The organism is Edaphobacter sp. (assembly GCF_028283685.1).
Lineage (GTDB): Bacteria > Acidobacteriota > Terriglobia > Terriglobales > Acidobacteriaceae > Edaphobacter.
In genome coordinates this window covers 351,220-376,720 of the sequence record NZ_JAPWKF010000004.1, presented here as the reverse complement: position 1 = coordinate 376,720, position 25,501 = coordinate 351,220, and the positions used below count along the sequence as shown (strand labels likewise).

22 protein-coding genes are annotated in these 25,501 nt (G+C 58.9%); 9 read left to right on the top strand and 13 right to left on the bottom strand.

The annotated features are described in order from the left end of the window. Positions 1–81 precede the first annotated feature (81 nt). The 6 genes from sppA (at position 82) to PW789_RS06625 (ending at position 7,887) form a co-directional block, all read left to right on the top strand. Entirely contained in the window at positions 82–1,212 is a 1,131-nt protein-coding gene (sppA, locus tag PW789_RS06650; RefSeq protein ID WP_299373264.1) for a signal peptide peptidase SppA, read from the top strand. Positions 1,213–1,453: 241 nt separating this feature from the next. Then, the gene (locus PW789_RS06645; protein WP_299373262.1) at positions 1,454–1,798 is read left to right on the top strand and encodes an HU family DNA-binding protein; all 345 of its coding nucleotides are present in this window, start codon (positions 1,454–1,456) and stop codon (positions 1,796–1,798) included. Between the two features lie 78 nt (positions 1,799–1,876). Next, complete coding sequence (locus PW789_RS06640; protein WP_299373260.1) at positions 1,877–2,311, top strand: hypothetical protein; 435 nt, start codon at positions 1,877–1,879, stop codon at positions 2,309–2,311. Positions 2,312–2,379: 68 nt separating this feature from the next. Then, positions 2,380–3,684: a TolC family protein gene (locus PW789_RS06635; RefSeq protein WP_299373258.1), complete on the top strand. Its 1,305-nt coding sequence runs from the start codon at positions 2,380–2,382 to the stop codon at positions 3,682–3,684. An 8-nt stretch (positions 3,685–3,692) separates the two neighbouring features. Further along, positions 3,693–4,799 carry an efflux RND transporter periplasmic adaptor subunit gene (locus PW789_RS06630; protein WP_299373256.1) on the top strand — a complete coding sequence of 369 codons (1,107 nt, stop codon included), beginning with the start codon at positions 3,693–3,695 and terminating at the stop codon, positions 4,797–4,799. A 4-nt stretch (positions 4,800–4,803) separates the two neighbouring features. Further along, entirely contained in the window at positions 4,804–7,887 is a 3,084-nt protein-coding gene (locus PW789_RS06625; RefSeq protein ID WP_299373254.1) for a CusA/CzcA family heavy metal efflux RND transporter, read from the top strand. A gap of 17 nt (positions 7,888–7,904) precedes the next feature. Here the strand turns inward: PW789_RS06625 and PW789_RS06620 are convergent, their stop codons facing one another. The 3 genes from PW789_RS06620 to pgeF form a co-directional block, all read right to left on the bottom strand. After that, positions 7,905–9,518 (bottom strand): DHA2 family efflux MFS transporter permease subunit, encoded by a 1,614-nt coding sequence (locus PW789_RS06620; protein ID WP_299373251.1) that lies wholly within the window; start codon positions 9,516–9,518, stop codon positions 7,905–7,907. Between the two features lie 113 nt (positions 9,519–9,631). Continuing rightward, entirely contained in the window at positions 9,632–10,225 is a 594-nt protein-coding gene (locus tag PW789_RS06615) for a TetR/AcrR family transcriptional regulator (protein ID WP_299373248.1), read from the bottom strand. 45 nt (positions 10,226–10,270) lie between these two features. Beyond that, on the bottom strand, positions 10,271–11,113 hold the full coding sequence (pgeF, locus tag PW789_RS06610) for a peptidoglycan editing factor PgeF (protein ID WP_299373245.1): 843 nt from the start codon (positions 11,111–11,113) through the stop codon (positions 10,271–10,273). Between the two features lie 180 nt (positions 11,114–11,293). Between pgeF and aroE the strand changes: the two genes are divergently transcribed. Beyond that, positions 11,294–12,916: a shikimate dehydrogenase gene (gene aroE, locus PW789_RS06605; RefSeq protein ID WP_299373243.1), complete on the top strand. Its 1,623-nt coding sequence runs from the start codon at positions 11,294–11,296 to the stop codon at positions 12,914–12,916. Between the two features lie 123 nt (positions 12,917–13,039). On the opposite strand, the gene atpC is transcribed toward aroE, so the two are convergent. The 8 genes from atpC to hfq all read right to left on the bottom strand — a co-directional run bounded on the left by atpC (position 13,040) and on the right by hfq (position 20,332). Beyond that, entirely contained in the window at positions 13,040–13,474 is a 435-nt protein-coding gene (gene atpC / locus PW789_RS06600) for an ATP synthase F1 subunit epsilon (protein WP_299373242.1), read from the bottom strand. Between the two features lie 4 nt (positions 13,475–13,478). Beyond that, the gene (atpD, locus tag PW789_RS06595) at positions 13,479–14,921 is read right to left on the bottom strand and encodes a F0F1 ATP synthase subunit beta (protein ID WP_299373240.1); all 1,443 of its coding nucleotides are present in this window, start codon (positions 14,919–14,921) and stop codon (positions 13,479–13,481) included. A 32-nt stretch (positions 14,922–14,953) separates the two neighbouring features. Beyond that, entirely contained in the window at positions 14,954–16,045 is a 1,092-nt protein-coding gene (locus PW789_RS06590) for a F0F1 ATP synthase subunit gamma (RefSeq protein ID WP_299373238.1), read from the bottom strand. A gap of 3 nt (positions 16,046–16,048) precedes the next feature. Beyond that, a complete protein-coding gene (gene atpA, locus PW789_RS06585) occupies positions 16,049–17,590 on the bottom strand; it encodes a F0F1 ATP synthase subunit alpha (protein ID WP_299373235.1) in 1,542 nt (513 codons plus the stop codon). Positions 17,591–17,648: 58 nt separating this feature from the next. Further along, positions 17,649–18,188, bottom strand: a complete 540-nt coding sequence (atpH, locus tag PW789_RS06580) for an ATP synthase F1 subunit delta (protein WP_299373232.1) — start codon at positions 18,186–18,188, stop codon at positions 17,649–17,651. Next, the gene (locus PW789_RS06575) at positions 18,189–18,914 is read right to left on the bottom strand and encodes an ATP synthase F0 subunit B (RefSeq protein WP_299373228.1); all 726 of its coding nucleotides are present in this window, start codon (positions 18,912–18,914) and stop codon (positions 18,189–18,191) included. Beyond that, positions 18,911–19,378: a hypothetical protein gene (locus tag PW789_RS06570; RefSeq protein WP_299373225.1), complete on the bottom strand. Its 468-nt coding sequence runs from the start codon at positions 19,376–19,378 to the stop codon at positions 18,911–18,913. Before PW789_RS06570 ends, PW789_RS06575 begins: the two co-directional genes overlap by 4 nt. A gap of 630 nt (positions 19,379–20,008) precedes the next feature. Beyond that, positions 20,009–20,332 carry an RNA chaperone Hfq gene (hfq, locus tag PW789_RS06565; protein WP_299373222.1) on the bottom strand — a complete coding sequence of 108 codons (324 nt, stop codon included), beginning with the start codon at positions 20,330–20,332 and terminating at the stop codon, positions 20,009–20,011. A 277-nt stretch (positions 20,333–20,609) separates the two neighbouring features. Between hfq and PW789_RS06560 the strand changes: the two genes are divergently transcribed. After that, the gene (locus tag PW789_RS06560) at positions 20,610–21,737 is read left to right on the top strand and encodes a DegT/DnrJ/EryC1/StrS aminotransferase family protein (protein WP_299373219.1); all 1,128 of its coding nucleotides are present in this window, start codon (positions 20,610–20,612) and stop codon (positions 21,735–21,737) included. A 42-nt stretch (positions 21,738–21,779) separates the two neighbouring features. On the opposite strand, the gene PW789_RS06555 is transcribed toward PW789_RS06560, so the two are convergent. Then, complete coding sequence (locus PW789_RS06555) at positions 21,780–22,997, bottom strand: SH3 domain-containing protein (protein ID WP_299373216.1); 1,218 nt, start codon at positions 22,995–22,997, stop codon at positions 21,780–21,782. Between the two features lie 161 nt (positions 22,998–23,158). Next, a complete protein-coding gene (locus PW789_RS06550; RefSeq protein WP_299373213.1) occupies positions 23,159–24,283 on the bottom strand; it encodes a beta-propeller fold lactonase family protein in 1,125 nt (374 codons plus the stop codon). 242 nt (positions 24,284–24,525) lie between these two features. Between PW789_RS06550 and PW789_RS06545 the strand changes: the two genes are divergently transcribed. Continuing rightward, complete coding sequence (locus tag PW789_RS06545) at positions 24,526–25,464, top strand: M28 family peptidase (protein WP_299373210.1); 939 nt, start codon at positions 24,526–24,528, stop codon at positions 25,462–25,464. Positions 25,465–25,501: the final 37 nt, after the last annotated feature.

Below are 25,501 nucleotides of genomic sequence, written 5' to 3'. Positions count from 1 at the left end.
ACGATGCCATGGCGGAGCGGAGAGCCGCTGTTCATCATACTGCAATTATTGGACGTTCGAGGAGGGCGTTTGGTCTAAAAAATGTCGCCCCCGGAATACCTCCAGCGGCCCGACGACCGGAATCGCGCCAGGGCAGACGCAGGCGTCACAGCCAACTGCATCTGCTTCCCTGCTACACTCCACAACATGCTCGACGACCAGACCCCACAGGCTCCCCCACCTCCGCCTCCATACTCGGCAGGCTACGTGCCCAGGCCGCAGTACCCGGCGGCGTACCCTCCCGCCTATCCTCAGGCGGCGGCACGGCCACAGCGGTCCCCCTGGTTCTATGTTGTAACGATCGGCGGATCATTTGCGGCAATCTGCCTGGTCCTTTGGGCAGTAGGCTGGTTGGCGATGCGGTCCGCGGGCGGCTCCAATAACTCTGGCCTGGGCCTGGGGAGCCAGATCGCGGTCCTGGAGATCGACGGCGTGATCATGTCGCCCGATGCAGTGAATGCGCAGCTGCGCAAGTTCGGTGACGACTCCTCGGTAAAGGCGATCATCCTGCGCATCAACTCCCCCGGCGGCGGGGCTGCCGCATCCCAGGAGATCTATCACGAGGTCCTGCGAATCAGGCAGGAAAAGCACAAGAAGATCATCGCCTCAGTCGAAAGCGTCGGAGCCTCCGGCGCCTACTACATCGCCAGCGGCTGCGACCGGATCTATGCCAATGAAGCGTCAGTGGTTGGCTCCATCGGCGTGATTATGGAGTGGATGAACTACGGCGATCTGCTGAAGTGGGCCAAACTGAAGAACATCACCATCACGGCCGGAGAATTGAAGAGCGCCGGCGACCCTAGTCGCGACCTGACCCCAAAGGAACAGGCGTACTTCCAGTCGCTGGTGGACAATATGTACGGGCAGTTCGTTCACGACGTCGCAGTGGGGCGCCATTCAACAGACGAGAAGATCAAGCCCCTGGCAACCGGGCAGGTATGGACCGGTCAGCAGTCTCTGGGCCTGGGACTGATCGACAAGATCGGCGGATTCCGCACTGCCCTAATGGATACGGCAAAAGATGTGGGGATTTCCGGAGAGCCGTCTATTTTGCGCCCGTCGAAGAGCAAGCGCACCCTTCTATCCCTGCTGACGGACGACAGTGAAGACCTGTTTCCGAATCCCAGTCAGATGCTGAACCGTGCCCCCGGATTTTACTTCGTCTGGAAGTAACTTCGGGAATTTCAGCATTTAGCGGTCTTCAGGGGAACGAGCTTCCCGTTTTTTTTCATATCGTGGTGACGCCGTGCAAGCATCCTGCATCAAATGCGAGCAAGATGTTCACTTATTTGCTACTTACGAGCATTCCTTTCAATGGGAATGTGCATCCCAATTACAATCAGGCGTCAGTGCGTTGTTTGGGCGACGACAATTTATTAACCGGCCCTCCCTTGATAGCGAAAGGATCCCACTCATGACCAAGGCAGATCTTGTCGACAAAGTAACCTCCATCGGCGATCTGACCCGCCGCGACGGCGAGGTAATCGTCGATACCCTCTTCGAGTCCGTTATCGGCGCGTTGAAAACCGGTGACAAAATCGAGATTCGCGGTTTTGGAAGCTTTCGGACTCGCCAGCGGAATGCACGCACGGGACGGAACCCGAAGACAGGCGCCAAGGTAGATGTACCAGCCAAGCGAGTCCCCTTCTTCAAGCCATCCAAGGAGCTACGCGATTTGGTCAACCCAAATGGCGTCAAGTCGACCCCTACCGGAGAGTCCTCCCACTCCGTTGACCCCCATCATCCCCCCGCGATGTAAAGGCAGAAACAAAAGGAAAAGGCAGAAGCAAACCGCTTCTGCCTTTTCCTTTTCAGGCTTCGACTATACTGACCGAGCGTGGAGCTTTTTCTCAATTTCCTTTGGCTGACGCTCTCTATCGTGCTTGTTGTCCACTGGGCACGGGTGGCGAAGCCAACCTGCGCCAGTCAGGTAGGAAAAGCAGCAGTCGCCATGATCCTTCTCATCGTGGTTTTGTTGCCGGTCATCTCGGCAACGGATGATCTTGCAGCGATGACGGGCGTTCTGGAAAGCGAGCACGCCGAGCACATTGTTCGGCGTGGCGAGATGCCTTTGCTGGACATTCAGCACGATACGGCAGTCCCCCTGCTTCCACTCCTCTTTACCCTCTTCTCTTTATTTGTCGATCTTGCCTTTCTGAGTGCCTTGCGTTCGCGCGTCGTCTCTCAATCCAAAGCCCAACGGCTCATGGATGGTTTTCGAAGAGCCGCGGGAATCCGTCCGCCTCCCGTGCAATTGCTCGTAGCGGCTTAGGTTTCATTGCAAAGGGTCACTAAACCCGAAGCAGGCATTTTTATCCGTACTAAAACCTGAAGGTAGGCATGACAACGAATCTCTTTCGTGCCATCGCCGTCGGCGCCATTCTGTCCTCGACAGTATCGGTGTCTTCGGCGCAGGCTCAGCAGACGGTTCCGGCATCATCGGCGTCGCAGACACCGGTGTCCCCAGGACCATTGACTCTCTCGCAGGCCGTTGCTCGCGCTCTGGCAGCAAACCCGACCCTCCAGTCGGCCCAGCAGCATGTCTCTGCCATAGCTGCCAACAAGATCACCGCCGGGCTACGTCAGAACCCCACCCTCACGCTTTACGGCCAGGGAATTAGTCTGCCGGAGACACCCGACAGCCCCAGCGGCAATCCTTTTTTCTACTCCGCGAACGTGTCGCGCCTGTTCGAGCGCGGCCAGAAGCGGCGCTGGAGATTGGATTCAGCAACCGCCGCCAGCGATTCGATACAGAGCCAGTTCCGCGACCAACAACGGCAGCTGGTCCTGAACGTCCGGCAGGCCTTCACGAATATGCTGCTGGCTAAGGAATCGCTTGCCGTCGCCAAGGAAAACCTGACGGACTATCACAAGACCGTTCAACTGAGTCAGTCCCGTCTCGATGCGGGGGATATCACGCGGACCGACTTTGAACGCATCGATCTGCAGCAGGCGCAGTTTGAAGCGGACGCAGACAATGCGGAGCTCGGCAGACAGCAGGCCTCGGCGCAGTTGCAGACCCTGCTCGGTGTGGATCGTCCGTCGCCGGACTTCGATGTCACCGGCACACTAGAGACACCCCCCCTCAACCTGACCGAGGCCGAGGCCGAAAACCAGGCGCTGACAACACGCCCTGACTACCAGGCAGCACGTCAGGCCCTGGCTCAGTCGGAGGCAGAGGCCAAACTCGCCATCGCCGGCGGCAAGGTTGATCCCACGGTGGGCGGAGAGTACGACCGCAACGGTATCAATAACTCATTCGGCCTCAGCCTCGCCGTCCCACTGCGCATCTTCGACCGCAATCAGGGTGAGAAGGAACGCACGAAGTACGAGGTGGACTCAAGCCGCAGCACGGTGACAGCCGCTCGCAACCAGGTCGTCTCCGACGTCGACCAGGCGTGGATGGCGCTCGATACGGCGCAGCGCCTGGCAAAGCGGTACAGCGGCCACTACGCCGATGAGGCGGGGCGCGTGCGCGACAACCTCCAGTTCAGCTATCGCAACGGCAACTCCACGCTGCTCGACTACCTCTCGGCGCTTCGCGATTATCGCGCCGTCAGGCTGAGCAGCCTGAACGCCAACGCGCAGGTTTGGCTTGCGCTCCACCAGCTTAGCTTCGCAACCGCGACGGACATCATTCCATGAAGGACCGCATGAAGACGCTTCCCTTTCGCATAGATTCTCTGATCTTGATCGCCGCGGTCGCCGCACCGATGACCGCGTGCAAGTCCTCAACGCCCCCGTCGGCTGAACCGGCACAGACGGCCAATGCCGGCATTGAAACCATGGTGGCCCATGTGCAGCACAGCACCGACTCACTCGACATTCCCGCGCGTGTCACTGCAGATCCGTCACGCGTGGTTCACATCTATCCTCCGCTGAGCGGCCGCGTTCTGGGGCTCCGTGTGCTGCCCGGCCAGGAGGTCGGCAAAGGAGCTGTGGTCGCCACTCTGCAAAGCAGCGATATCGCCGCAGCCCGCTCTGACTTCGAGAAGGCAAAGATCGAGGTGCTCCGTTCCGACCGCGCACTGACCCGCGGCAAGCTTCTGCTACAGCATGAAGTGCTCTCGCAGGCCGATTACTACGAACTGGAGGCCGCCGACGAGACAGCTCACTCCGAGATGGAGCGTGCACGTCAGCGCATCCACGAATTGGGCTTCTCGGAGGACAGCACCTCGGATGAGGTGGCCCTGCGATCGCCGATCCCGGGCGTGGTGCTCGACATCGGCACGGCTGCCGGAGAGATGCAGCGTTCGCTCGATAACGCCACGCCGATCGCAACCATCGCCGATATCGATTCGGTGTGGATCGTCGGCGATGTCTTCGAGCGCGACCTTGCAACGCTGAAGCCCGGGCGCGAGGTGAAGGTGCTGGTGCCGGCTTATCCCGATCTACAGCTGACAGGCAAGATCGCCAACATCGGCGATGCGCTCGATCCGAATACGCACACACTGAAGCTGCGTGTCGTACTGGCAAATCCGAAGCACACGCTGAAAGCTGATATGTTCGCGACCATCCGCGTTCCGGGTGCACCACGCGATGCAGTCATCGTGCCGGATACCGCGGTCCTTCACGAGGGCGAGAAGACATCCGTCTTCATTCAGAACGCCTCAGGTAAGTATGATCAGCGTCCAGTCACGGTAGGCCGTAGCTTTACGTCAGGAGCGGTAAAGAACGTGGAAGTCCTGACCGGCATCAACGACGGCGACAAGGTCGTCACTGCCGGCGGAGCATTGCTCCGTCCCATGAACGGAGACTGATCGCGTGCAATCTTTGATCCGACTCTTCATACGTTATCGCGCTATCATCCTGATCCTCTTTATCGTGATGCTTGCTGCAGGCTCGTTTGCGCTCATGCATCTGGACATCGAGGCCTACCCCGATCCCTCGCCACCGCTGGTCGAAATCATTACGCAGAATCCGTCATGGTCCGCGGAAGAGATGGAGCAGCAGGTGACCGTGCCCGTCGAGACGACGTTGAACGGAACGCCGCATCTCTCCGAGGTGCGTTCGATCTCCATCTTCGGCCTCTCGGACGTGAAGCTCTACTTCAGCTTCGATTCGGACTACTTCCGCGATCGCCAGGAGGTTCTGAACCGTCTTCAAACGTTGCAGTTGCCGAACGGTCTTCAGCCGCAGCTTTCGCCGTGGTCGCCTATCGGTGAGATCTTCCGCTATCAGCTCGTCGGCCCGGGATATACGCTCAACGAGCTGAAGGCAACGCAGGACTGGCTGGTCCGCCGTGAGCTCAAGGAAGTTCCCGGCATCATCGACATCACCACCTTCGGCGGCACAACACGCCAGTACCAGGTGGAAACGGATCCGAACAAGCTGCTTGCCTACGGGGTTACGCTGCCGCAGGTACTGAACGCGATCCAGTCGTCGAATGCCAACGCAGGCGGCAACTACCTGCAGCTTGGCAATCAGAACATCAACATCCGCGCACTGGGCCAGGTCCACACGACTGACGAGATCGCGCACATCGTCGTCGCCGAAAAGAACGGTGCGCCGATCACAATAGGCGATCTTGGCACAGTCAAGGAAGGCTCGCAGCCCCGAATGGGCCAGGTCGGCCGCGGCAAGGAGAACGATATCGTTCTCGGCATCGTGCTGCTGCAGAAAGAAGAGAAGTCGCTTCCTGCGCTGCAGGCGCTTAAGGAAAAGATCCACTACCTGAACACAGGCAGCCTGCTCCCTCCAGGCATGCAGATCAAGACGCTGTATGACCGGACTACACTGATCAATCGCACGACGCATACCGTCCGCGAGGTCATCATCACCGGCCTGGTGCTGGTGACGCTGGTGCTGTTGTCGATGCTTGGCGACCTGCGCATTACCTTCATCGCCGCAGTGACGATTCCGTTCGCAGTTTTATTTGCGTTCGGCATGATGGTGTTGTCAGGAAAATCGGCCAATCTGATCTCGATCGGCGCAATCGACTTCGGCATCCTGGTCGACTCGTCGATCATTGTGCTGGAGAGTATCTACCGTAAGCTTTCACGACGGGTTCCAGGTGAAGAGACCGGCGACCTCATCGTAGAGGGCGTCACCGATGCAGCACGCCCAGTATTGTTCTCGACCGCGATTATCCTGATCGCCTTCATCCCGCTATTCACGATGGAAGGCGTCGCAGGACAGATCTTTTCGCCGATGTCGGTAACGTATGGCTTTGCGCTGCTTGGCGCACTGCTGTTCGCTCTGATCTTTGCTCCTGTGCTGGGTTACATGACGGCGCCGAAGGAGCAGAAGGTTGGCGATGGCTATACGTGGCTGAGCCGCACCCTCAAGAACAACTACGAGAAGGTGCTACACCAGGCGTTGAAGGTACCCGGACTGATGTGGGCTGGCGCTGCCGGCCTGCTGCTCGTCGGCATCGCCTGCTTCATGCTGGTCGGCGGTGAATTCATGCCGCCGCTCGAAGAAGGCAATCTATGGATTCGCGCAACCCTGCCGCAGGACATCTCCTTCGACACCTCGGCACACCTGGCGGATCAGATTCGTGCTGTCATCTCGGAGTCACCCGAGGTCACACAGACCGTCTCCCAAATGGGACGGCCGGATGATGGTACCGACGTCTCGACGTTCAACAACATCGAGATTGCGGTGTCTCTGAAGCCACAGGAAGATTGGCGGCCCGGGCTGACCAAAGACAAGCTGATTGATGAGATGAACCGAAGGCTTTCCCGCTTCCCGGGCATCGAATTGAACTTCTCGCAGGCCATTCAGGACAACGTCGAAGAGGCGATGTCCGGTGTGAAGGGCGAAAACTCACTGAAGCTCTTTGGAGACGATCTGGACACACTCACTGAACTGTCCAGCAAGATTCAGACGGTGATGAAGACCGTTCCAGGCACCGCGGACGTAGGTGTGTTCAAGGTAGGTGGTCAGCCATCTCTGGTCATCCAGATTGATCGTGCCCGAGCAGCTCGCTATGGCATTTTGTCGGGCGACATCAATGCCGTCGTGCAGGCTGCAATCGGCGGCGCTCCCGTCACGCAGGTGATTCAAGGTGATCGCCGCTTCGATCTGACGGTACGTTATCCCGAGGCAAACCGCTCGACGCCAGAGGCGATCAGGGCCATCCTGATTCCTACGGCCGATGGCTCACGCATTCCGCTCGCACAAATTGCCGACGTCAGCATTCGCGAAGGAAGCTTCCAGATCTTCCGCGAAGCTGGACGCCGGTATATTCCGATCAAGTTCAGCGTGCGCGGACGCGACCTCGCCACAACCATCACCGATCTGCAGGCTCAGCTGAAACAGAAGGTATCGATGCCGACCGGTTACGACTACACCTGGGCGGGCGAGTTCGATTCGCTGCGCAAGGAGCAGGCACGACTGGCGGTCATCATTCCCATCTCACTGGCCATCATCGTCGTGTTGCTCTTCATGCAGTTCGGCACATGGAAGGACGCGTTCATCGTGATCGCAACACTTCCTTTTGCCGCTGTGGGTGGCACCGTCTCGCTATTCGTCAGCCATACACCCTTCAGCATCTCTGCCGCCGTGGGCTTTACCTCGCTGATTGGCGTGGCGACGCTGGGTGCCGTGGTCTTCATGTCCGGCGTGCGCCGCGCGCAGCGAGAAAGCATCGATGGCACAGGCCTTGAACACGGCTGCGTCGACGAGATGCGTCCAGTCGTGATGGCCTGTATGGCTGCAGGTCTCGGCCTGTTGCCCGCAGCGCTTTCAAACGGCATCGGTGCACAGGCTCAACAGCCGCTGGCGCGTGTTGTGGTGGGCGGCATGATAACGACGATCATTGCGATCCTGTTTATCATGCCCCTGCTGCTGAGGCGCGGTCCAAACAACAACCTGGCAAACATCGGAGAGGAGGAGGCCGAGTAAGGCCTCCGTCGCCGGAGTTAGTGCCCCTCGGTGGGCTTGCCTGCAACGTGAAACTTGCGGACAAGCAACACCAGGGGCGCTACAGCCAGCGTGAACCATCCAAGCGCACGAAAGACATCCATAAAACCGAGCAGACGCGTCTGTGCATCGAGCTGCTGATAGTAGCTGAGATACGCAGCGCGCGTTGCATCGACCTTCGAGTATCCCTGACTCATTAGAAAGTTCGCCGTGCGGTGGATAGACTCCTGCAGCCACGCTCCCGATGCAGGCAGGTTGGCTGACATCACCGACTGATGATAGCTCTGCCTTCGTTCGCTGAGCGTCGTCGCAAAGGAGATTCCGAAGCTGCCTCCCCAGTTACGAAAGAGGTTGGTCAGGCTTGAGGCACGATTGTTCTCGTTCGGCTTAAGCTGCGAGTACGCCATCACGTTGAGCGGCACAAAGAAAAACGCATAACCCAGTCCCTGATACGCACGCGCCAGAACATAGTGGCGATAGTCTGTCTGCAATGTGAAGTTGCTGTAATAGATCAGCGCCCCAGAAAGCGTAAGCAGACTTATTCCCAGCAGCAGCTTCGGTGAAATGATCTTTCGCTGGACCAACTGTGCACCAACAGGCGCAAACAGTGTGATCACCAATGCGCCAGGCCCGAGAACGAGACCGGCATCTATGGCCCGGTAGCCATAGAGTGACTGCAGTAACTGCGGAATCATCGTAGTCGTCGCAAACAGGCCGAATCCGAATACGAAGTAAAACGTCGAAGCGATCGCGAAGTTGGGATAGCGCAGTAGACGAAGCTCGAGGATTGGATCATCGACCTTAAGCTCCCAGTAGATCGCAGCGATAAAGCATGCGAGCGCGATGGCAAAAAGCCAGCAGATAAATGTACTGCCAAACCAGTCGTCGATCTGGCCACGATCGAGCAAGATTTCAAGCGCAGCCGATCCCAGCGCAATCAGAGAAATGCCGACGGTGTCGATCTTCAACCGGCCGCCACGACGCGCACTACTGCGCTCTTCTTCAAAAGTCGGCGGATCGTGCACGAAGCGGTTGGTGAGATACAGCGACAGGATGCCGATGGGAATGTTGATGAGAAAGACCCAGCGCCAGTTGTAGTTGTCCGTAATCCATCCTCCGAGGACAGGACCAATGGCCGGCGCTGTCACGATGGCAACGGTATAGAGTGCGAAAGCCGACGCTCGCTTGGCTGGCGGAAAGGTATCGATCAGGATGGCCTGTTCGACCGGTGCAAGGCCACCTCCGCCGATTCCCTGCAGGACGCGGCTGAAAAGCATAATGCCGAGGCTGGGTGCGATGCCGCAGAAGAACGACGTAATCGTAAACAGTGTCACGCACGCCATGTAGTAGTTCTTGCGGCCGAAAACCCGGCTGAGCCAGGCGCTCATCGGCAACACGACGGCGTTCGCGACGAGGTATGTTGTCAGGATCCAGGTGACCTCATCAAAGCTGCGTCCCAGGCCTCCCGCGATGTGCGGCAGGGAGACGTTGGCGATGGAGGTATCCAGCAGCTCCATGAACGTCGCCAGCGTTACGGTCAGGGCCACCACCCAGGGATTGACCGCCGGTTTCGTCGAAGCAGCCTGCTGCGGCAGCGTCTGAACGGCTCCCATAACCTCTTCTCCCTCGCTAAAGCGTTTTTACAATTTGAGACCGATCAGTCTCTTTTCAATAGAGAGTGGTTCGAGAGCAGTCGATTCTTAATTTTGATGAAATACAGCCTCGATCAACGGCTGGTGGCGCGAACCTGGATCTCAAGATATTGATCGAGATAATCCATCACGTCGCGCAAGGCGGTGTCATTCTTCTCAATCCGGCTGATGAGCAGGGCACCTTCCAGGGCAGCGATGATGAGTCGCGCCACGCGATCGACATCGACGTCTTCACGGATCGTCCCCGCGGCACGTCCTTCATTCAGCGTACTGCGCAGCATCTGCTGCCAGCCACGCAGTGCCTTCTGCACACGCTCCCGCAGCAGAGGATTGCCGTTATCGGAGTCAACGCCCGTGTTCAGCAGAGGACATCCGCCCGGGATGATCGAGCGATGAGCGAAGGCCGCAATGTGGTGCTTCAGACGATCAACCTGATTGGGGATCTCGTCGAGTCCGTTCCGGCGCATGCCGAGGCTCACAGCCCAGGCATAATCGAAGGCCTCGGCAGCAATCTCTTCCTTGCAAGTAAAGTGACGATAGATGCCGCCCTTCTCAAGGCCCGTCGCTTCCATAATGTCCTTCAAGGCGCAGCCAGCGTATCCCTGCTTGTTGAACAGAGGTGCGGCTGCAGCGATGATTCTCTGCCGGGTATCCTCCCCTTTGCCCATACCACTTCCTCCGCTACAAGACCGTACGGTCTCATTTTAGATGATTCAGGCTATTGCCACGATGCCGATTGCGTTGAGCATCCGTCCGGCATGCCCATGCTCATCACGGTGAGAGAAGTATCTCCGCTCACCATTCTCCATGCGGGTACAGGCCGTGCATTCTCCTACAACGGAGACATTTCCGAAGGACAGGCCGGCATCGAGCAGCTGACGCCGGTTTGCCTCCCATAGATCCACGGTGAGTGAAGGTGCGCCCTCCGATGAGGCTTTTTCTTGAAAGAGATCCGCGGAGTAGGGATAGGCTGCGGAGAACTGTTCGCGGACCTCCTCGCCAACGGTATAGCAGCACGAACCGATGGAAGGACCTATCGCCGCGACAAGATTCCCCGGCTCCGAGCCATACTCCTGCCGCATCAGCGCAATTCCTTCCCCGACGATCCCAGCAACAGTACCCCGCCAGCCAGCGTGAAATGCTCCCACAGCTCGCAGGACAGGGTCGACGACGAGCACAGGGACGCAGTCCGCAGTTCCCGCCGCGATCAGGACCCCCGGAGTGTTGGTGATCAGGCCATCCCCCTCGAGCACCGCTTTGCCATCCTCAGTCTCAAGCTTGGCGTCGAAGGCCTCGGCCCCTGCCGTCTGCACAATGGCTGAATGGATCTGCCGGACGGTAACCAGCTTCATCGGCGCCCCGTTTCCGGAGACCTCCTGCACGAACGCAGACCGGTTCTGGTGGACATTGGCGGGCTCGTCTTCACGCGTCCAACCCAGGTTGAGCGAAGATCCCCCGTAAACGGAGGAGCGGCCACCCTGGCGAGTACTGAACCCATGCCGAAGCCAGGGAAAGGAGAGAAAGGAGGCTACGCGGACAAGTTGGGCAGTCGACATACATTTCCTATTCTAAAAGTTGAGAGAAGAGGTAATCTTTTCAGGCGTCGTTGCGTCTTTCTTTAGGAGTGGCATGCTATTAATTGCAAGCATTCCCGTAAGTTATTCATCTTTCACGAAATATTTGCATCTAAACAGCGTGGTCTGTAAGATACCCCGATTGTAGACATGAGAACGAACGTGCCCATACCCTCTGCCACCTCACAGGCCGTACGCTCACGCATTGGCAAGGTTTGCGTGGCAATTACAGGATCGACAGCCGCTGAAATGATCGAGCGGGCATCAGCTGTCGTCAAAGACAGCCCTTTTCTCGAATTCCGCTTAGATTATCTAGAGAAGCCGCTTGCGGCACTTCCGAAGATCAAGAGCTTCTTCGCAGAGAACACCGCAGCCACCGGCATCGCTACCTGCCGCCGCAAGGAAAATGGCGGTAAGTTCTCCGGAACGCTGGCAGCCGAGCTGGAGGTTCTGGGCAAGGCCGCTGGTGCTGGATTTCATCTGGTCGACCTTGAGATCGAATCCGCCGAAGCCCTGAAGAAGGGTGAGTTGGAGAAGCTGCGCGAGACCGGGGTGGCACTGATCGTCAGCTTTCACGACTTCTCGGCGACCAAGGACCTGGAGAAGGTCTATGACCGCATGGTTCCCTTCCAGCCGGACTTCTTCAAGATTGTGCCAACGGCGAAGACGCTGACCGACAACGTCACGCTGATGCGCTTTATCGAGAAGATGACCGAGAGCGCCAACATCGTCGGCGTCTGTATGGGCGAGGCCGGCATCATCTCGCGCGTGCTTGGCCTCCGCGCTGGTTCCAGCTTTACCTTTGCCGCGGCGACGCAGGGCGAAGAGACCGCTCCGGGACAGATCGCAGCCCGCACGTTGCTTGAGACCTACCGCATCGACCAGGTCGATAACGCCACCAAGGTCTACGGTGTTGCTGGAAACCCCATCAAAAGCTCGCTGTCGCCGATTATGTTGAACGCCGCCTTCCGCCGCGAGACCGTCAATGCGGTCTACCTTGCGCTGCAGGCGACCAAGGTCAACGACCTGCTGAAGCTGGTACAGGAGCTCCCCATCCAGGGACTCAGCATCACGATGCCGCACAAGCAGGAGATCATGCAGCACCTGGAGAACACCGATCCCCTGTCTGCGAAGATCGGCGCCTGCAATACGATCATGCGCACACAGGACGGCAAGCTGTACGGCTTCAATACGGATGTCGCGGGCATCGTGGGGCCCCTGGAGAAGCGAATTTCGCTGAAGGGCGCCAAGGTGCTCGTTCTGGGAGCAGGCGGCGCCGCCCGAGCCGCGGTCTTCGGACTGCGTGACCGTGGGGCAGAGGTCTTTATCCTCAATCGCACAGCGGAAACAGCTCAGAAGCTGGCCCGGCAGGCTGGCGCGAAGACGATCAAAAAGGAAGCCGTTGCCAAGACGCAGTTCGACGTCATCATCAATGCCACGCCGATCGGCATGGCGGGCATGAAGGGTGCGGCCATGCTCGATGCCAAGGAGCTGAACACCAAGCTTGTCTTTGATCTGGTCTATAACCCAATCGAGACGCCACTGATCCGCCTGGCTCGCCAGCAGGGTATTCCCTTCATTACAGGCGTGGAGATGTTCGTCCAGCAGGGAGCGCGCCAGTTCGAAATTTGGACCGGCAAGCCCGCACCGGAGGAAGAGATGCTACGTGTCGTCCTGCACACCCTGCGCCAGCAAGCAGAGGCCGCAGTCGCAGAGGCTCCGGTACCGACGAAAGCTACAACCATACCGACAAAGGCTACAACCAAGCCGAAGAAGGCTTCCTAGCCGTTAGCAAACCATTAGACAAAAGAGGTGAGCGAGAGCTCACCTCTTTTGTCTTTCATGCCATGAGCAAAAAAGTAGCCGCCATCATAATGGCGGCTACACGTAAATAAAATTGCTGGGAATCTAGTGGCTTTTTCCTTCAGCTGAAGCAATCATCTCTTCGGCCTGGCGGGTAATCGCGTTGGCTTCGTCGTACTTCTGACCGTCGTCGCCAGCCTCGTTCCAGAGCCTCTCAGCCTTGGCCAGCTCTTCACGAGCCTCGTCGACCTTGATCTCCTCCGGATGCATCGCAGTCTCGGCGAGGATGGTCACGCGCTCAGGAAGCACCTCCACGAAACCCCAGGCGACGAAGAACTTCTGGTCGCCGGAGGCACCGCCGTGCAGGCGAACCTCACCAGCGCCGAGCTCAGCGAGCAGCGGCGCGTGGCCGTAAAGGGCTTCAAGATAGCCTGACATGGACGGAAGCTCAACGGCCTCTGCGGTCGAATCCAGCAGGACGCGATCCGGCGTCACCAGACGTACCGTCAACAGACCCGAGTTGGAAGTATTCTCTGCCATAACGCTATACGCTCTGCTTCATCTTCTCAGCAGCTGCGAGAACGTCCTCGATGCCACCCTTGAGGTAGAAGGCCTGCTCCGGGATATCGTCGTGCTTGCCTTCGATGATCTCCTTGAAGCTGCGGACAGTATCTTCGACCTTGACGTAAGCACCGGGGATACCCGTGAAGATCTCGGCTACGTGGAAGGGCTGCGACAGGAAACGCTGCACCTTGCGGGCACGTGCGACCGTGATCTTGTCGTCTTCCGAAAGCTCGTCGATACCGAGGATGGCGATGATGTCCTGCAGATCCTTGTAGCGCTGCAGAATTCTCTTCACACCCTGGGCAACATCGTAGTGCTCCTGGCCAACGATACGGGCCGAAAGAACACGTGAGGTCGACGTGAGCGGATCGACGGCCGGATAGATACCAAGCTCCGACAACGGACGCGAAAGAAGCATCGTCGCATCGAGGTGAGCAAAGGTGGTCGCCGGAGCCGGGTCCGTGATGTCGTCGGCGGGAACGTAGACAGCCTGGACCGAAGTAACCGATCCCTTCTTGGTCGACGTAATACGCTCCTGCAGTTCGCCCATTTCCGTAGCGAGGTTCGGCTGATAACCCACGGCTGATGGCATACGGCCAAGCAGCGTGGAGACCTCGGAACCGGCCTGCGTGAAGCGGAAGATGTTGTCGATGAAGAGCAGCGTGTCGGCGCCTTCCTCGTCGCGGAAGTGCTCTGCGACAGTGAGGCCGGTCAGCGCGACGCGGAGACGGGCTCCCGGAGGCTCGGTCATCTGGCCGTAGATCAGCGCGGCCTTGGACTTGTTGTAATCCCTGGGATCGATAACGCCCGACTCCTGGAATTCGTGCCAGAGGTCGTTGCCCTCACGGGTACGCTCACCGACACCGGCGAACACCGAGAAGCCACCGTGCTTGGAAGCGACGTTGTTGATCAGCTCCTGAATCACGACGGTCTTGCCGACTCCGGCTCCGCCGAAGAGGCCGATCTTTCCACCCTTCAAGAACGGCAGGATCAGGTCGACGACCTTGATGCCCGTCTCGAACATCTCTTCGTGCGTCGACTGCTCGTCGAATGCGGGAGCCTGGCGATGAATGGGCATGTGCTTTTTGGCATTGACCGGGCCTAGTTCGTCAACCGGCTCGCCCAGCACGTTCAGCACGCGACCCAGGGTCTCACGGCCCACTGGAACCATGATTGGGCTGCCGGTGTCGATGGCCTTCATGCCGCGCACCATACCCTCGGTGGCAACCATGGCGATGCAGCGTACACGACCTTCGCCAAGGTGCTGCTGCACCTCAACGACAACGTCCATGGGAGTAGGCACGTCGAAGCCTTCGCTCACGATGCGTACCGCCTGGTAGATGGCCGGCATCTTCGACTCTTCGAACTGAATGTCGACGGCCGGGCCGCTGATTGAGATTACTTTTCCAATGTTCTCTGCCATAGGTCTCTTTCTGTTCCGCGGTTGCCTGTTACTTACAGCGCGGCGGCTCCGCTCACAATCTCGATAATTTCCTTGGTAATGGCTGCCTGACGCACGCGGTTCATCTGCAGGGTGTAGGCGTCGATCATGTCGCCCGCATTATTCGTCGCCGCATCCATCGCGGTCATACGCGCAGCGTGCTCCGAGGCGACGGACTCCAGCAGAGCGTGGAAGATCTGCGTGGTCACATACTTCGGCAGCAGGTGCCGGAAGATCCGGCTGGGCGGCTGGTCGAAGATGTAATCGACGTCGGCAGTGCCGAAATTCTTGGCCTCCGACTCGATGGCCGACTCTTCGGGCTCCATAATGCTTACACCGGAGGTCGCCGCAGCGTGAGCTGCTGCTTCCTTCTGCTCTTCGCTCATCTCTTCAGCAACCGTAATCTCATGCGATCCCAGCTTGCGAATGGGAAGCAGCTTCTCCACCACCACACGCTGCGAGATGACCGACTTGAACTCGTTGTAGACCAGATAGACGGCATCGATCTCGGCACGAGTGTAGCGCTCGATGATCGAGTGCGCCATCTCGCTGACGGCATCGATGTCTACCTTCACCAGCAGCGAGGCGTGGTCGCCAGTGACTTCAATGGGAGCGGCACGATGACGAATAACCTCGAAGTGCGTTGCGAGGTCGTTGTCGTAGTGCTCTTCCTTCTTTTCGTAGACGGCCGCAGGATACTTTTTTGCGACCAGGTCACGCGCCTTGCGGCCAACAGGCTCAATGTCAATGTTCTGACCGAGGGCGCTGCGATCGTTGATGAACGACTGAGCGGCCTTGGTGATGTTGGAGTTGAATGCACCGGCAAACCCCTTGTCGCCAGCGATAACCACCACGAGGACGTTCTTCTCCTCGCGCTCCACAAGAAGCGGGTGCATCAGGCTGCCGGAGTCGCCGTTGTAGATATCGGTGCGGCGCACCAGCGACTCGAGCACACTGGAGATCATCTGGGCGTAGGGACGGGCCAGCAGCGCGCGTTCCTGTGCACGACGCAGCCTCGCCGCCGAGACCATCTTCATGGCCTTGGTGATCTGGCGCGTGTTCTTCACGCTGCGGATGCGACGCCGTAGATCGAGTACGTTTGCCATGGTTTACTTGGCCGCAGCCGCCTCTTTCTCCTTGCGCGATGCGAGGAAACTGGCCTTGTAGTCCTTGATCGCCTGCGTCATGCGGCCCTTGATGTCGTCATCGATCGCCTTCTTGGCAACGATATCGGCCAGCACGGTCGTCGACGACTCCAGGTAGGGATACAAACCATCCTCGAAGGCACGCAGATCGGCGACGGCAACATCGTCCAGAAGACCATTGGTTCCGGCAAAGATGATCGCCACCTGCTTCTCAAACGGAAGCGGCTGGAACTGGGGCTGCTTGAGCAGCTCGGTCAGACGCTGGCCGCGGTTGAGCTGGCGCTGCGTCACGGGGTCGAGGTCCGAGCCAAACTGTGCGAAGGCCGCGAGTTCGCGGTACTGCGCCAGATCGAGCTTCAGCGTCGCACCAACCTGCTTGGTCGCCTTGACGGCTGCTGAGAAGCCTACACGCGAGACCGAGAGGCCGACGTTGACGGCGGGACGAACGCCCGAGTTGAAGAGATCGGTCTCGAGGAAGATCTGACCGTCGGTGATCGAGATGACGTTGGTCGGAATGTATGCCGATACGTCGCCTGCCTGCGTCTCGATGATCGGGAGAGCGGTCAGCGAACCGCCGCCAAGCTCAGCCGAGAGCTTCGAGCTGCGCTCAAGCAGACGCGAGTGAAGGTAGAACACATCACCGGGGTATGCCTCACGTCCCGGGGGACGGCGGAGCAGCAGCGAGATCTCGCGGTACGAGGCAGCGTGCTTGGAGAGATCGTCGTAGATCACCAGGGCATGCTTGCCGTTATCGCGGAAGTACTCGCCGATCGCCGTCGCGGCAAAGGGAGCGAGGTACTGCATCGGCGCGGGCTCGGAGGCTGTCGCGGCGACGATAACGGTGTACGCCAGCGCGCCATGCTCCTCGAGCGTCTGCACAACCTGTGCGACCGACGAGCGCTTCTGACCGATGGCGCAATAGATGCAGATCAGGTCGTTCTTCGCCGAGTTGATGATGGTGTCAAGCGCGATGGCGGTCTTACCCGTCTGGCGGTCACCGATGATCAGCTCACGCTGGCCACGGCCGATCGGAATCATGGTGTCGATGGCCTTGATACCGGTGGCCATCGGCTCACGTACGCCCTGACGAGCGATAACTCCGGGAGCAAGACGCTCGACCGGCAGGGACTTGTCCGTGTTGATCGGTCCCTTGTCGTCGATCGGCTGACCGAGCGCGTTGACCACACGACCAATCAGGGCCTCGCCGACGGGAACCGACATGATCTTGCCGGTGCGCTTAACCTGATCGCCTTCCTTGAGTTCGGTGTAATCGCCCAGAAGCACAGCGCCCACCTGGTCTTCGTCCAGGTTCATGGCGAGGCCGGCCACATTGTGGGGGAACTCGATCAGCTCGCCGGCCATGACCTTGTCGAGGCCGTGAACGCGAGCGATTCCGTCACCGAGGGAGATGATCGTGCCGACCTCGTCGACCTGGATCTTCTGCTCGTAATTTTCAATCTGCTGGCGAAGCAGCTCTGTTATCTCACCTGCATTGATCTGTGCCATGTCTTCCTTCTACGCTACCTTCGTCTCAATCTTTTCTGGATTCAGCGCGGCGTCTGTTCTACGCGCTGACAAGCTTTTGCTTCAACTGCTGGAGCTGTGCCCGAATCGACCCGTCATAGACAGTCGATCCGACGCGGACCACAGCGCCGCCAAGCAGCGACGCGTCTTCCTTGTAGGTCGCACGCACCCGGCCGCCAACCATCCTGGCAACCTGATCTTCCAACTCGGTGCGGTCGCGACCTTCGAGCGGCCGCGCACTTGTGATCTCAGCCTCGGTAAAGCCGGCGTTCTCGTCCGCGATCACATGATACTCGCCGAGAATCTCATCCAGTTCGCCAAGACGCTGGCGATCCATGATGACGGCGATGAAGTTGCGAACCTGGGGCAGCATCCCGATCTTCGAGGCGATCGCGTCAACCACCTTCAGCTTCTGATCGCCGGAAATTGCAGGGTTCATCAGAACCTCGCGCAGCTCGTGGCTGCCATGGAAGGTGGCTTGAAAATCAGCCAACTGCTGCTGAGCCACGGCGACATCGAGCTTCTGTGAGGAAGCGACTTCCGCAAAGGCATGGGCATAACGAAGAGCGACAACGGACATCTAGTTCTCCCCCCCCTTTGCATTGTCTCCCGCCAGGCGGCGGGCAAAATCCTGAACCAGAAGACGATCCGTCTCGGCCGTCACAACCAGCTTCTTCGCAGCCTGATCAATCGCGAGCTCGGCAGCGTACTGCTGAATCTGACGACGGGCATTGGTTGCGGCAGCGGCAATCTCCTGCTCCGCAGCGGCGAGGATGTTCTTCTTCTCCTCCTCCACCGAAGCCTTGATGCGCTGCTCGTCGAGAGCCGAGTCCTTCTCCGCCTGCGTACGAATCGCGGCGATCTGCTCATCGAGCTGACCCAGCCTGGCCTCCACGCCGCTCAAGCGGGCGTTGGCTTCCTGCGATGCGGCGCGAGCCTCAACCAGATGCTTCTGAATTGCCTCGTTGCGCGAACGGAAGGTCTTGGGCAGCGACTTGGCCATGAACCAGCCCACAAGCAGTGCCAACACGACGAAGTTACCGACTGTAAAGATCGTCGCAGCCTGCTCGGCGTTCAAACCGAACTTGGCACCGATCGCCTTGACCGCGGCGGAATGACGGTACGCGTCGTTCTCGTCTTCTTCCTGCTTCTCTTTCTCCGGAACCTGGGCCTCAGGCGTGCTTGCCACACCGCTGGCCGAAAGAACCACCTCCTGCGCATGCAGACAAGGTGTCGGAATCGCGAGAACAGCCGCCAGGAAGGTCATGGAGAGAAGAGCCTTGATGCTGAAACGAAGACGGCTCATCGTGCCACCTCCGTCGAAGTCATACCGGCAGGCAGAACGGCGGACAGGATGCGTGCGCTTAGCTCTGTACTGGAGTTCTCAATCTGAGTGCGGGCCTCGGAGACGCTCTGCTCAATCCCCAGTTTGGCCGTCTTGATGCGGTCCTGCGAGGACTGGCGGACCTGCTCGAGTGCGGCATCGCGCTCGGCGCCCCACTGCTGAAGCTTGCCTTCGCGTGCAGCAAAGATCTCTGCCTTCGCCTTCCGAAGCTTCTCTTCGTAAGCGCTGGTCTCTGCCTCGGCGGCGGCAATCGCCCCCTTTGCCTGCTCCACAGCACCCGTCGTCCGGGCACGGCGATCCGCCAGTACAGAACTCAGCGGACGGCGAACCAAGACACCGTAGGCAATCACCAAAAGAATAAAAAGACCCATGGTCGGCAAGGCGCCGAGCACAAGTTCACCGAGTTGTCTGAGTATCTGATCCATGCAGGGGTTTGGCCTTTGGGTTGCGCTTCCAGTTGCTCTCTACTGTGTGGGTTCAACAGCCAGATTTCATTCGAAAGCGTCCAGGTGGCCTATTTATAGAATGCGGTACATCTTGTTGTAGCAAAGCCATCGAGGAGTGTCAATTAAGGGAAAAGGTTGTGCGCTATTCGGCCAATTTACGCGATCTTCGAACACGCTTCAAGAGGCCCACAATCCTTTGACATTCTGTTCAGGAGTCGTAGACTTGGAGATACCACCCGGACCCTATTTTCTGGGTCGCATAGGTCGCGTGATCGGGGACACCACCTCCGCTCCCCTTCAGGCGACCTATGTTTAGTTAAGCTCCCTTTCCCAAACCGGGTATACCCGCTAAATTCTGCAGTCCCCTGGCCGGTGGCAGGCGCAGAATCTGCGCATTTTCACGTGGCCTCAGCACTTCTGGTCTGGCTTAGGGGCAGTGATCGGCGCACTTGAACCCGGACGTTTATGCGCCGAGGCTACCTCTTTCGGGCGTAAAAACGCCGGGCCGAGACATAGCAGCCTCGGCCCGGCGCGTTTAGAAGCTTTTTGAGGTCGTCACGAGGCGATCTTTGAAGCTACCTGCACGAGAGTACGAAATAGTGGCTATCGTTAGCGTCCCGGAGCGGAAGCAATTTCGGCAACATGAGCCGATGCTGCCGGTGCAGAGGCGGTGTTTGGGGCAGAAGTTGCTTGGCTGGGCCGAAAGTCGCTTTTCTCGTGACCCATGCGGCCACTGACGACGGTGGAGATGGCGTGTTTGAAGATCAGCTGTTCCTGACTGTTGTTTTCCAGAAGAACCGAGTACTTGTCAAAAGACCGGATCTTTCCCGTCAACTTGACGCCGCTCACCAGATAAATCGTGATCGGGCTCTTGTCCTTGCGGACTGTGTTGAGAAATGTGTCCTGAATGTTCTGTGCCGGCTTTGAGTCCATGGTGCCGATCTCCTTCTTTATAAAAAAGTTGCGACTAATAGGATAACGATGCTTCCGCGACCTATGCCCCTAGTCGAGCCGTACTACACAACAACGCTACGTCCGAGCCAGAGGTACACAATACGAGCATCCCATCCAATTTTCAACTCATGCACCACAAAGGGCGCTGGAGCCAGATGCTTGTTTAGACGCTGTTCCCCCAGAAAAGGAGCAGATAGGAAGGCGAACTTTCCCATTTACCATCAAGGTTGTGCTTAATCACCAGCGACCCGTTCCAATGCTCGACTTCGCTCGCCAGTACGCTGGTCTTCGCGATGAGATTCTTGCAGCCATCACCAAGGTCTGTGACTCCCAGCAGTTCATCCTAGGGCCGTCCGTCGACTCCTTCGAACGTGCTGCCGCGACCGCCTGCGGCGTAGGCTTCGCCATTGGCTGTTCCAGTGGGACGGAAGCGCTGTGGCTCGCGCTCGCCGCCGCCGGAATCGGCCCGGGCGATGCTGTCATCACGACCCCATTCAGCTTCTTCGCCACAGTCAGCTCCATCCTGCGCACAGGCGCCCAGCCGCTGCTGGCAGATATCGACCCGGTGACCTTCAATCTCTCCCCGGCCTCGGTCGAAGAGGTCATTCGCCGCCACAGCGGCACAAAGATCAAGGCCATCCTTCCGGTTCACCTCTATGGCCAGTGCGTCGACTGGGACGCCTTCGCGGAGCTGAAAGAAAAGTACGGCGTGCTCCTGATTGAAGATGCCGCCCAGGCCTTCGGCGCCGAATGGCGCAAAAAACCGGCAGGGGCGCTGGGAGATCTGGCAGCTTTCAGCTTCTATCCCACCAAGAATCTGAGCGCGATGGGAGACGCCGGACTCGTCACCACCAATTCACCGGACTATGACGAACGATCGCGGATGCTGCGCGCTCATGGCATGCGTCGCCGCTACTTCCACGACGAGGTCGGCTGGAACTCACGCATGGATGCCATCCAGGCCGCCGTCCTTGAGGTGAAGCTGCGATATCTCCCAGAATGGACCGAGCGCAGGCGAACACTGGCAGCGCGCTACGATGCACTCTTTCAGGCGGCGGGGCTGGCGGCTCAGGATGTCGCACAGGGACTGGTGCTGCCCATCACCGATACCCGCGCCAGGCATGTCTTCCACCAGTACACGGTCCGCGCACCTCGCCGGGATGCCCTGCGTGACCACCTGAGTACGCTGAAGATCGGCAGCGAGATCTACTACCCTCTACCGCTCCATCTGCAGGAGAGCCTGAGCGGTCTGGGCTATCGGAAGGGTGATTTCCCGGAGAGCGAGCTGGCAGCCAGCGAGGTTCTTTCGCTGCCCATCTACTCCGAGCTACGCGAAGACGAACAGGACACCGTGGTCGAGGCCATCCGCGAGTTCTACGCATAAAGAAAACTGAACGAGAGAATTGAGGGTGCCTGCTGAAGGAACTTAGCGGCGCCTCTTTCTCACTTCAGGCCTCTTCTTCGCCGCAGCCTTCATTGCCACTGCCTTCTTTTTCTTTTCCGGCACAGGCTGAGGATGAGCATCCGCGGGAGCCGTCACGCTTGGGTCCGTCACGCGTCGCACCAGGTTGCCCTCCAGACGATAGGTCTTTACATTCGTCTTTCCCGGAACGATCGCACCCGTCACGGGATCGGGAATCACTGGGGCCGTATCCTCTGCCAGCACGTGGTAGCTGAAGGTGGGTGCAGACGCCATCCCCGTGGGCGCTTTGCTGTAGGGATCGGTTGCCGTCTTGATCTCGACTGGCAGATAGCCTTCGATATTTCGTTCGCGGAACCCGGTCTCGTAGCGATGCTTCTTGATGTTCCAGGTAAAGACGCGTACCTGGTCGAAGTCGTACGGCAAGCCAGCCTTGTAGGGACTCAGTACGGTCACGTAGACAGGAATATTCTTGTCGTCCTGCGGCGCCTCCGGATCGTTCACCATCGTCAGCACGTACGCTCCGACGATGCGCTGGCCTTCCGAGTAGCGTCCGATGGCGTCCGGAACATCGACATCCATCATGCGGCTGTAGATCCAACCTGTCTCGTTCCTGGAGTCGCGTACCAGCCACCAGTCTTCCATCACCGGGGCGGGTGGTACCTCTGGCTGAGCGGGAACGGCCTTTGCTGATTTATCTGCCGGAACGGCAACACGCTGCGGTGCGCGCTGGCCCGGCGGCAGCGGCTTGGGAAGCGTCGCCCTGCGCAGGAGCTTCAGCTTTTCGCCCTCCTCCAGCCGAAAGAGCCGCTCCCCGTCACGACCGGCGGTGGCGTGCATGTAAACGTCGTCCCGCACTACGGCATTGGCAACGACAGAATCTTTCTCATGTTGTGTCCGCAGCTGATCGAACTGGTTGAAGATCTCCTGGGTCGCCACGGCCTTCTCGTCGATCCAGCCCTCTTCATTCTTTTCCGTTTTGACCTTGTAAAAACGGCGGCCATGCTCGAGGATCTCCAGACGCTGGCCGTTCGTGACCGTTCCGGTGCGGTTGGAGACAGCGGCTACGCGATCGCGCAGGAAGGTCTGCTTGGCCGTGACATAAACATACTGAGTAGAAGGCTTGGGGCGCAGTTTCGAGCAGCCGGTCAACGCTGCAATCAGGCAAAAGCCCAGAAGGAGATCGCGCATGGGAGACGAGAGGCCCTGACGCCATCGCCGCATGCCGGGCTGTCCAGAAGATGTAATAGTCCCGTCACTCCATGGCCTGTAAGAGGCCTCTATTCATATTAGCGGCCATCCACCGGAACGATTGCAAGGGCATCGGCTTATTCGAACAGCGTTATCCGGCTGATTACCCTTCATCCTCAGCACTGCGTCCGCGCTTAGTGCGTCGCCGCCACGGCGATGACACCGGCAGGATCGGTATCCGTAGCCGCACTCGTCGCCAGATTGAGCTTGCCGAGCGTCGTGGTGTCAAAGCTGTACATGGAAAGATCGGGGCTACCGCCATACGACCCGGCCAGCAGATAGTCCCCGCTGCTGTCCAGGGCAAGCGAGAGTACCTCTGTCCCCGCGGTGAATGGAGAACCTGCAAGCGCGGTCAGTGCCGATCCGGTTCCGATGGTGTACCCGGAGATCGTTCCGTCCGTACGGTTCGCCGCATAAAGATACTTGCCGGTGGAATCGATCACCAACCCGGACGGCAGTGATCCGGCTGCAAACGGCGATCCGGAGATGGCGCTCAACGCGCCGTTGGTCCCGATGGTGTAAACAGCGACGCCGCCGTTGGTTCCGCTGCGCGCGATATAGAGATACGCTCCGGTGCTGTTAATAGCGAGAGCATTGTCACTGGTCTGCGTCGAGCTCAGCGTCAGCGTCTGGCTGTTCACCACGGCCCCGGACGACGTATTGAGCGTAAAGACGATATCTCCGCCAGATCCAACCGCCGCAAAGATCAGATTGCCCAGCGGCGAAACTCGCACCATGCGCGGTGTCGGCGTACCGCTGCTGACGGTGTAAGGAATCGTACCCACAGCGGTGAGTGCGCCCGTCGAGGTATTGATCTGATACTCATCGAGCGTCGTGGATGTACTGTCGAGCCCAAAGAGCCACTGCCCATCCGGCGAAACAGCCAGCGAAGCGACCGTGGCGACAGCAACCGCAGCTCCTCCGGATCCTCCGCTCGCAGACGAGATGGTCCCATCGGATGCAATGGCGTAGGCATAGATCGCGTCTGGCCCGGCCACATAGACAAAGCTGTTGCTCGGCGTTACGACAGCATCAAGAGGGGCATAGCCCAATGAAAACGGCGATCCGGAGACAGCCGACAACGCATTCGTTCCCACCGTGAAGGCAGCAAGCGTTCCGGTCGTCGAATTCGCCACGTAGACGCGAGCAGTGCCCGTCGTTCCGCCTCCGCTGTCGTTGTTTTCAGGAACGAAGAACTGTCCACAACCGGATAAACCGAACAACGCCGCGAGTGCGCCCGTCGCTCCAAATCGATACATCCTGCTCTGCCGCCATCCATGAATCCGGTTGTCTTGTACCACGTACACCTCGCCCTATTGAGCCTATCCTGATCTATATAATCTGCTGCATGGCTTCACACAAACGCCGGTTGCAAACCGGCACAGCGGCACTCATCTGCTTCCTCTGTCTGATGAGGCCGATTCCGGCCCACTCATTCGACGCCCCAAACGCAAAAAAAGAATCAACCCATTCGTCACTGCAGCAGGAAGTTCGCGCCGACATGAACTTTCTCGCCTCCGATGAACTGCATGGCCGCGGTTCGGCGACCCGCGATGAGCACCTTGCCGCTCTCTTCGCCGCATCGCAGTTTCAGGCGCTCGGCCTGGAGCCAGGCGGAGACAGTGGAACCTACATTCAGAAGGCCTTATTGCCCGATCCCCTGCCGCCCCGGATTCAGCAGCGCCTCTCAAAGTTTGAGCAGACGCCGCGGAAGGAGACCTGGAACGCAATCGGTATTCTTCGTGGAACGAGTGCTCCGCATGAAGTCGTGCTGCTGACAGCGCATCTCGACCACCTTGGCATCGGCCCGGAAGTAAATGGCGACACAATCTACAACGGCGCCGACGATGATGCCTCAGGCACCACCGCGGTATTGACCCTCGCCCATATGCTGGCCACCGGCAAACGGCCAAAGCGCACCATCGTCTTCGCGCTGTTCGGATCAGAAGAGATTGGCGGCTTTGGAAATTATGCTTTTCTCACACATCCGCCTGTCCCTCTCACCGAGATCATCGCCAACCTTGAGTTCGAGATGATCGGACGTCCCGATCCAGTCATCCCTGCAGGTACATTGTGGTTCACAGGCTTTGAGCGCTCCAACCTCGGCCCCGAACTCGCGAAACACGGTGCGCATCTCGTCAATGATCCGCATCCGAAGGAGATGTTCTTCCAGCGCTCCGATAACTTCGCTTTGGCGCGAAAGGGCATCATTGCCCACACCGTCTCCAGCTTCGGACTTCATGCCGACTATCACCATCCCTCCGACGAGATCGGCACTATCGACTTCGCACACATGACCAATGCGATCTCGTCCATGGTCGGCCCAGTCCGCTGGCTGGCTGACACAAGCTTCAAACCGCAGTGGAACACTGGGATGAATCCTCAAAACGCGCCCGCCGGGACGTTTCAGGCTGCGCCGCCACCGCCCTCCAGCCACTAGAGAGCTTGCAGAAAAAAGCCCGGCACGGATTCCTCCC

Coding starts and splice junctions, on each gene's coding strand:
- PW789_RS06575 (WP_299373228.1), bottom strand. CDS start 18,914: ATGAGCCGTCTTCGTTTCAGCATCAAGGCTCTTCTCTCCATGACCTTC.
- atpH (WP_299373232.1), bottom strand. CDS start 18,188: ATGTCCGTTGTCGCTCTTCGTTATGCCCATGCCTTTGCGGAAGTCGCT.
- PW789_RS06645 (WP_299373262.1), top strand. CDS start 1,454: ATGACCAAGGCAGATCTTGTCGACAAAGTAACCTCCATCGGCGATCTG.
- atpC (WP_299373242.1), bottom strand. CDS start 13,474: ATGGCAGAGAATACTTCCAACTCGGGTCTGTTGACGGTACGTCTGGTG.
- PW789_RS06555 (WP_299373216.1), bottom strand. CDS start 22,997: ATGCGGCGATGGCGTCAGGGCCTCTCGTCTCCCATGCGCGATCTCCTT.
- PW789_RS06570 (WP_299373225.1), bottom strand. CDS start 19,378: ATGGATCAGATACTCAGACAACTCGGTGAACTTGTGCTCGGCGCCTTG.
- PW789_RS06550 (WP_299373213.1), bottom strand. CDS start 24,283: ATGTATCGATTTGGAGCGACGGGCGCACTCGCGGCGTTGTTCGGTTTA.
- pgeF (WP_299373245.1), bottom strand. CDS start 11,113: ATGTCGACTGCCCAACTTGTCCGCGTAGCCTCCTTTCTCTCCTTTCCC.
- PW789_RS06590 (WP_299373238.1), bottom strand. CDS start 16,045: ATGGCAAACGTACTCGATCTACGGCGTCGCATCCGCAGCGTGAAGAAC.
- hfq (WP_299373222.1), bottom strand. CDS start 20,332: ATGGACTCAAAGCCGGCACAGAACATTCAGGACACATTTCTCAACACA.
- PW789_RS06620 (WP_299373251.1), bottom strand. CDS start 9,518: ATGGGAGCCGTTCAGACGCTGCCGCAGCAGGCTGCTTCGACGAAACCG.
- PW789_RS06630 (WP_299373256.1), top strand. CDS start 3,693: ATGAAGACGCTTCCCTTTCGCATAGATTCTCTGATCTTGATCGCCGCG.
- atpD (WP_299373240.1), bottom strand. CDS start 14,921: ATGGCAGAGAACATTGGAAAAGTAATCTCAATCAGCGGCCCGGCCGTC.
- PW789_RS06560 (WP_299373219.1), top strand. CDS start 20,610: ATGCTCGACTTCGCTCGCCAGTACGCTGGTCTTCGCGATGAGATTCTT.
- PW789_RS06635 (WP_299373258.1), top strand. CDS start 2,380: ATGACAACGAATCTCTTTCGTGCCATCGCCGTCGGCGCCATTCTGTCC.
- atpA (WP_299373235.1), bottom strand. CDS start 17,590: ATGGCACAGATCAATGCAGGTGAGATAACAGAGCTGCTTCGCCAGCAG.
- PW789_RS06545 (WP_299373210.1), top strand. CDS start 24,526: ATGAACTTTCTCGCCTCCGATGAACTGCATGGCCGCGGTTCGGCGACC.
- sppA (WP_299373264.1), top strand. CDS start 82: ATGTCGCCCCCGGAATACCTCCAGCGGCCCGACGACCGGAATCGCGCC.
- PW789_RS06615 (WP_299373248.1), bottom strand. CDS start 10,225: ATGGGCAAAGGGGAGGATACCCGGCAGAGAATCATCGCTGCAGCCGCA.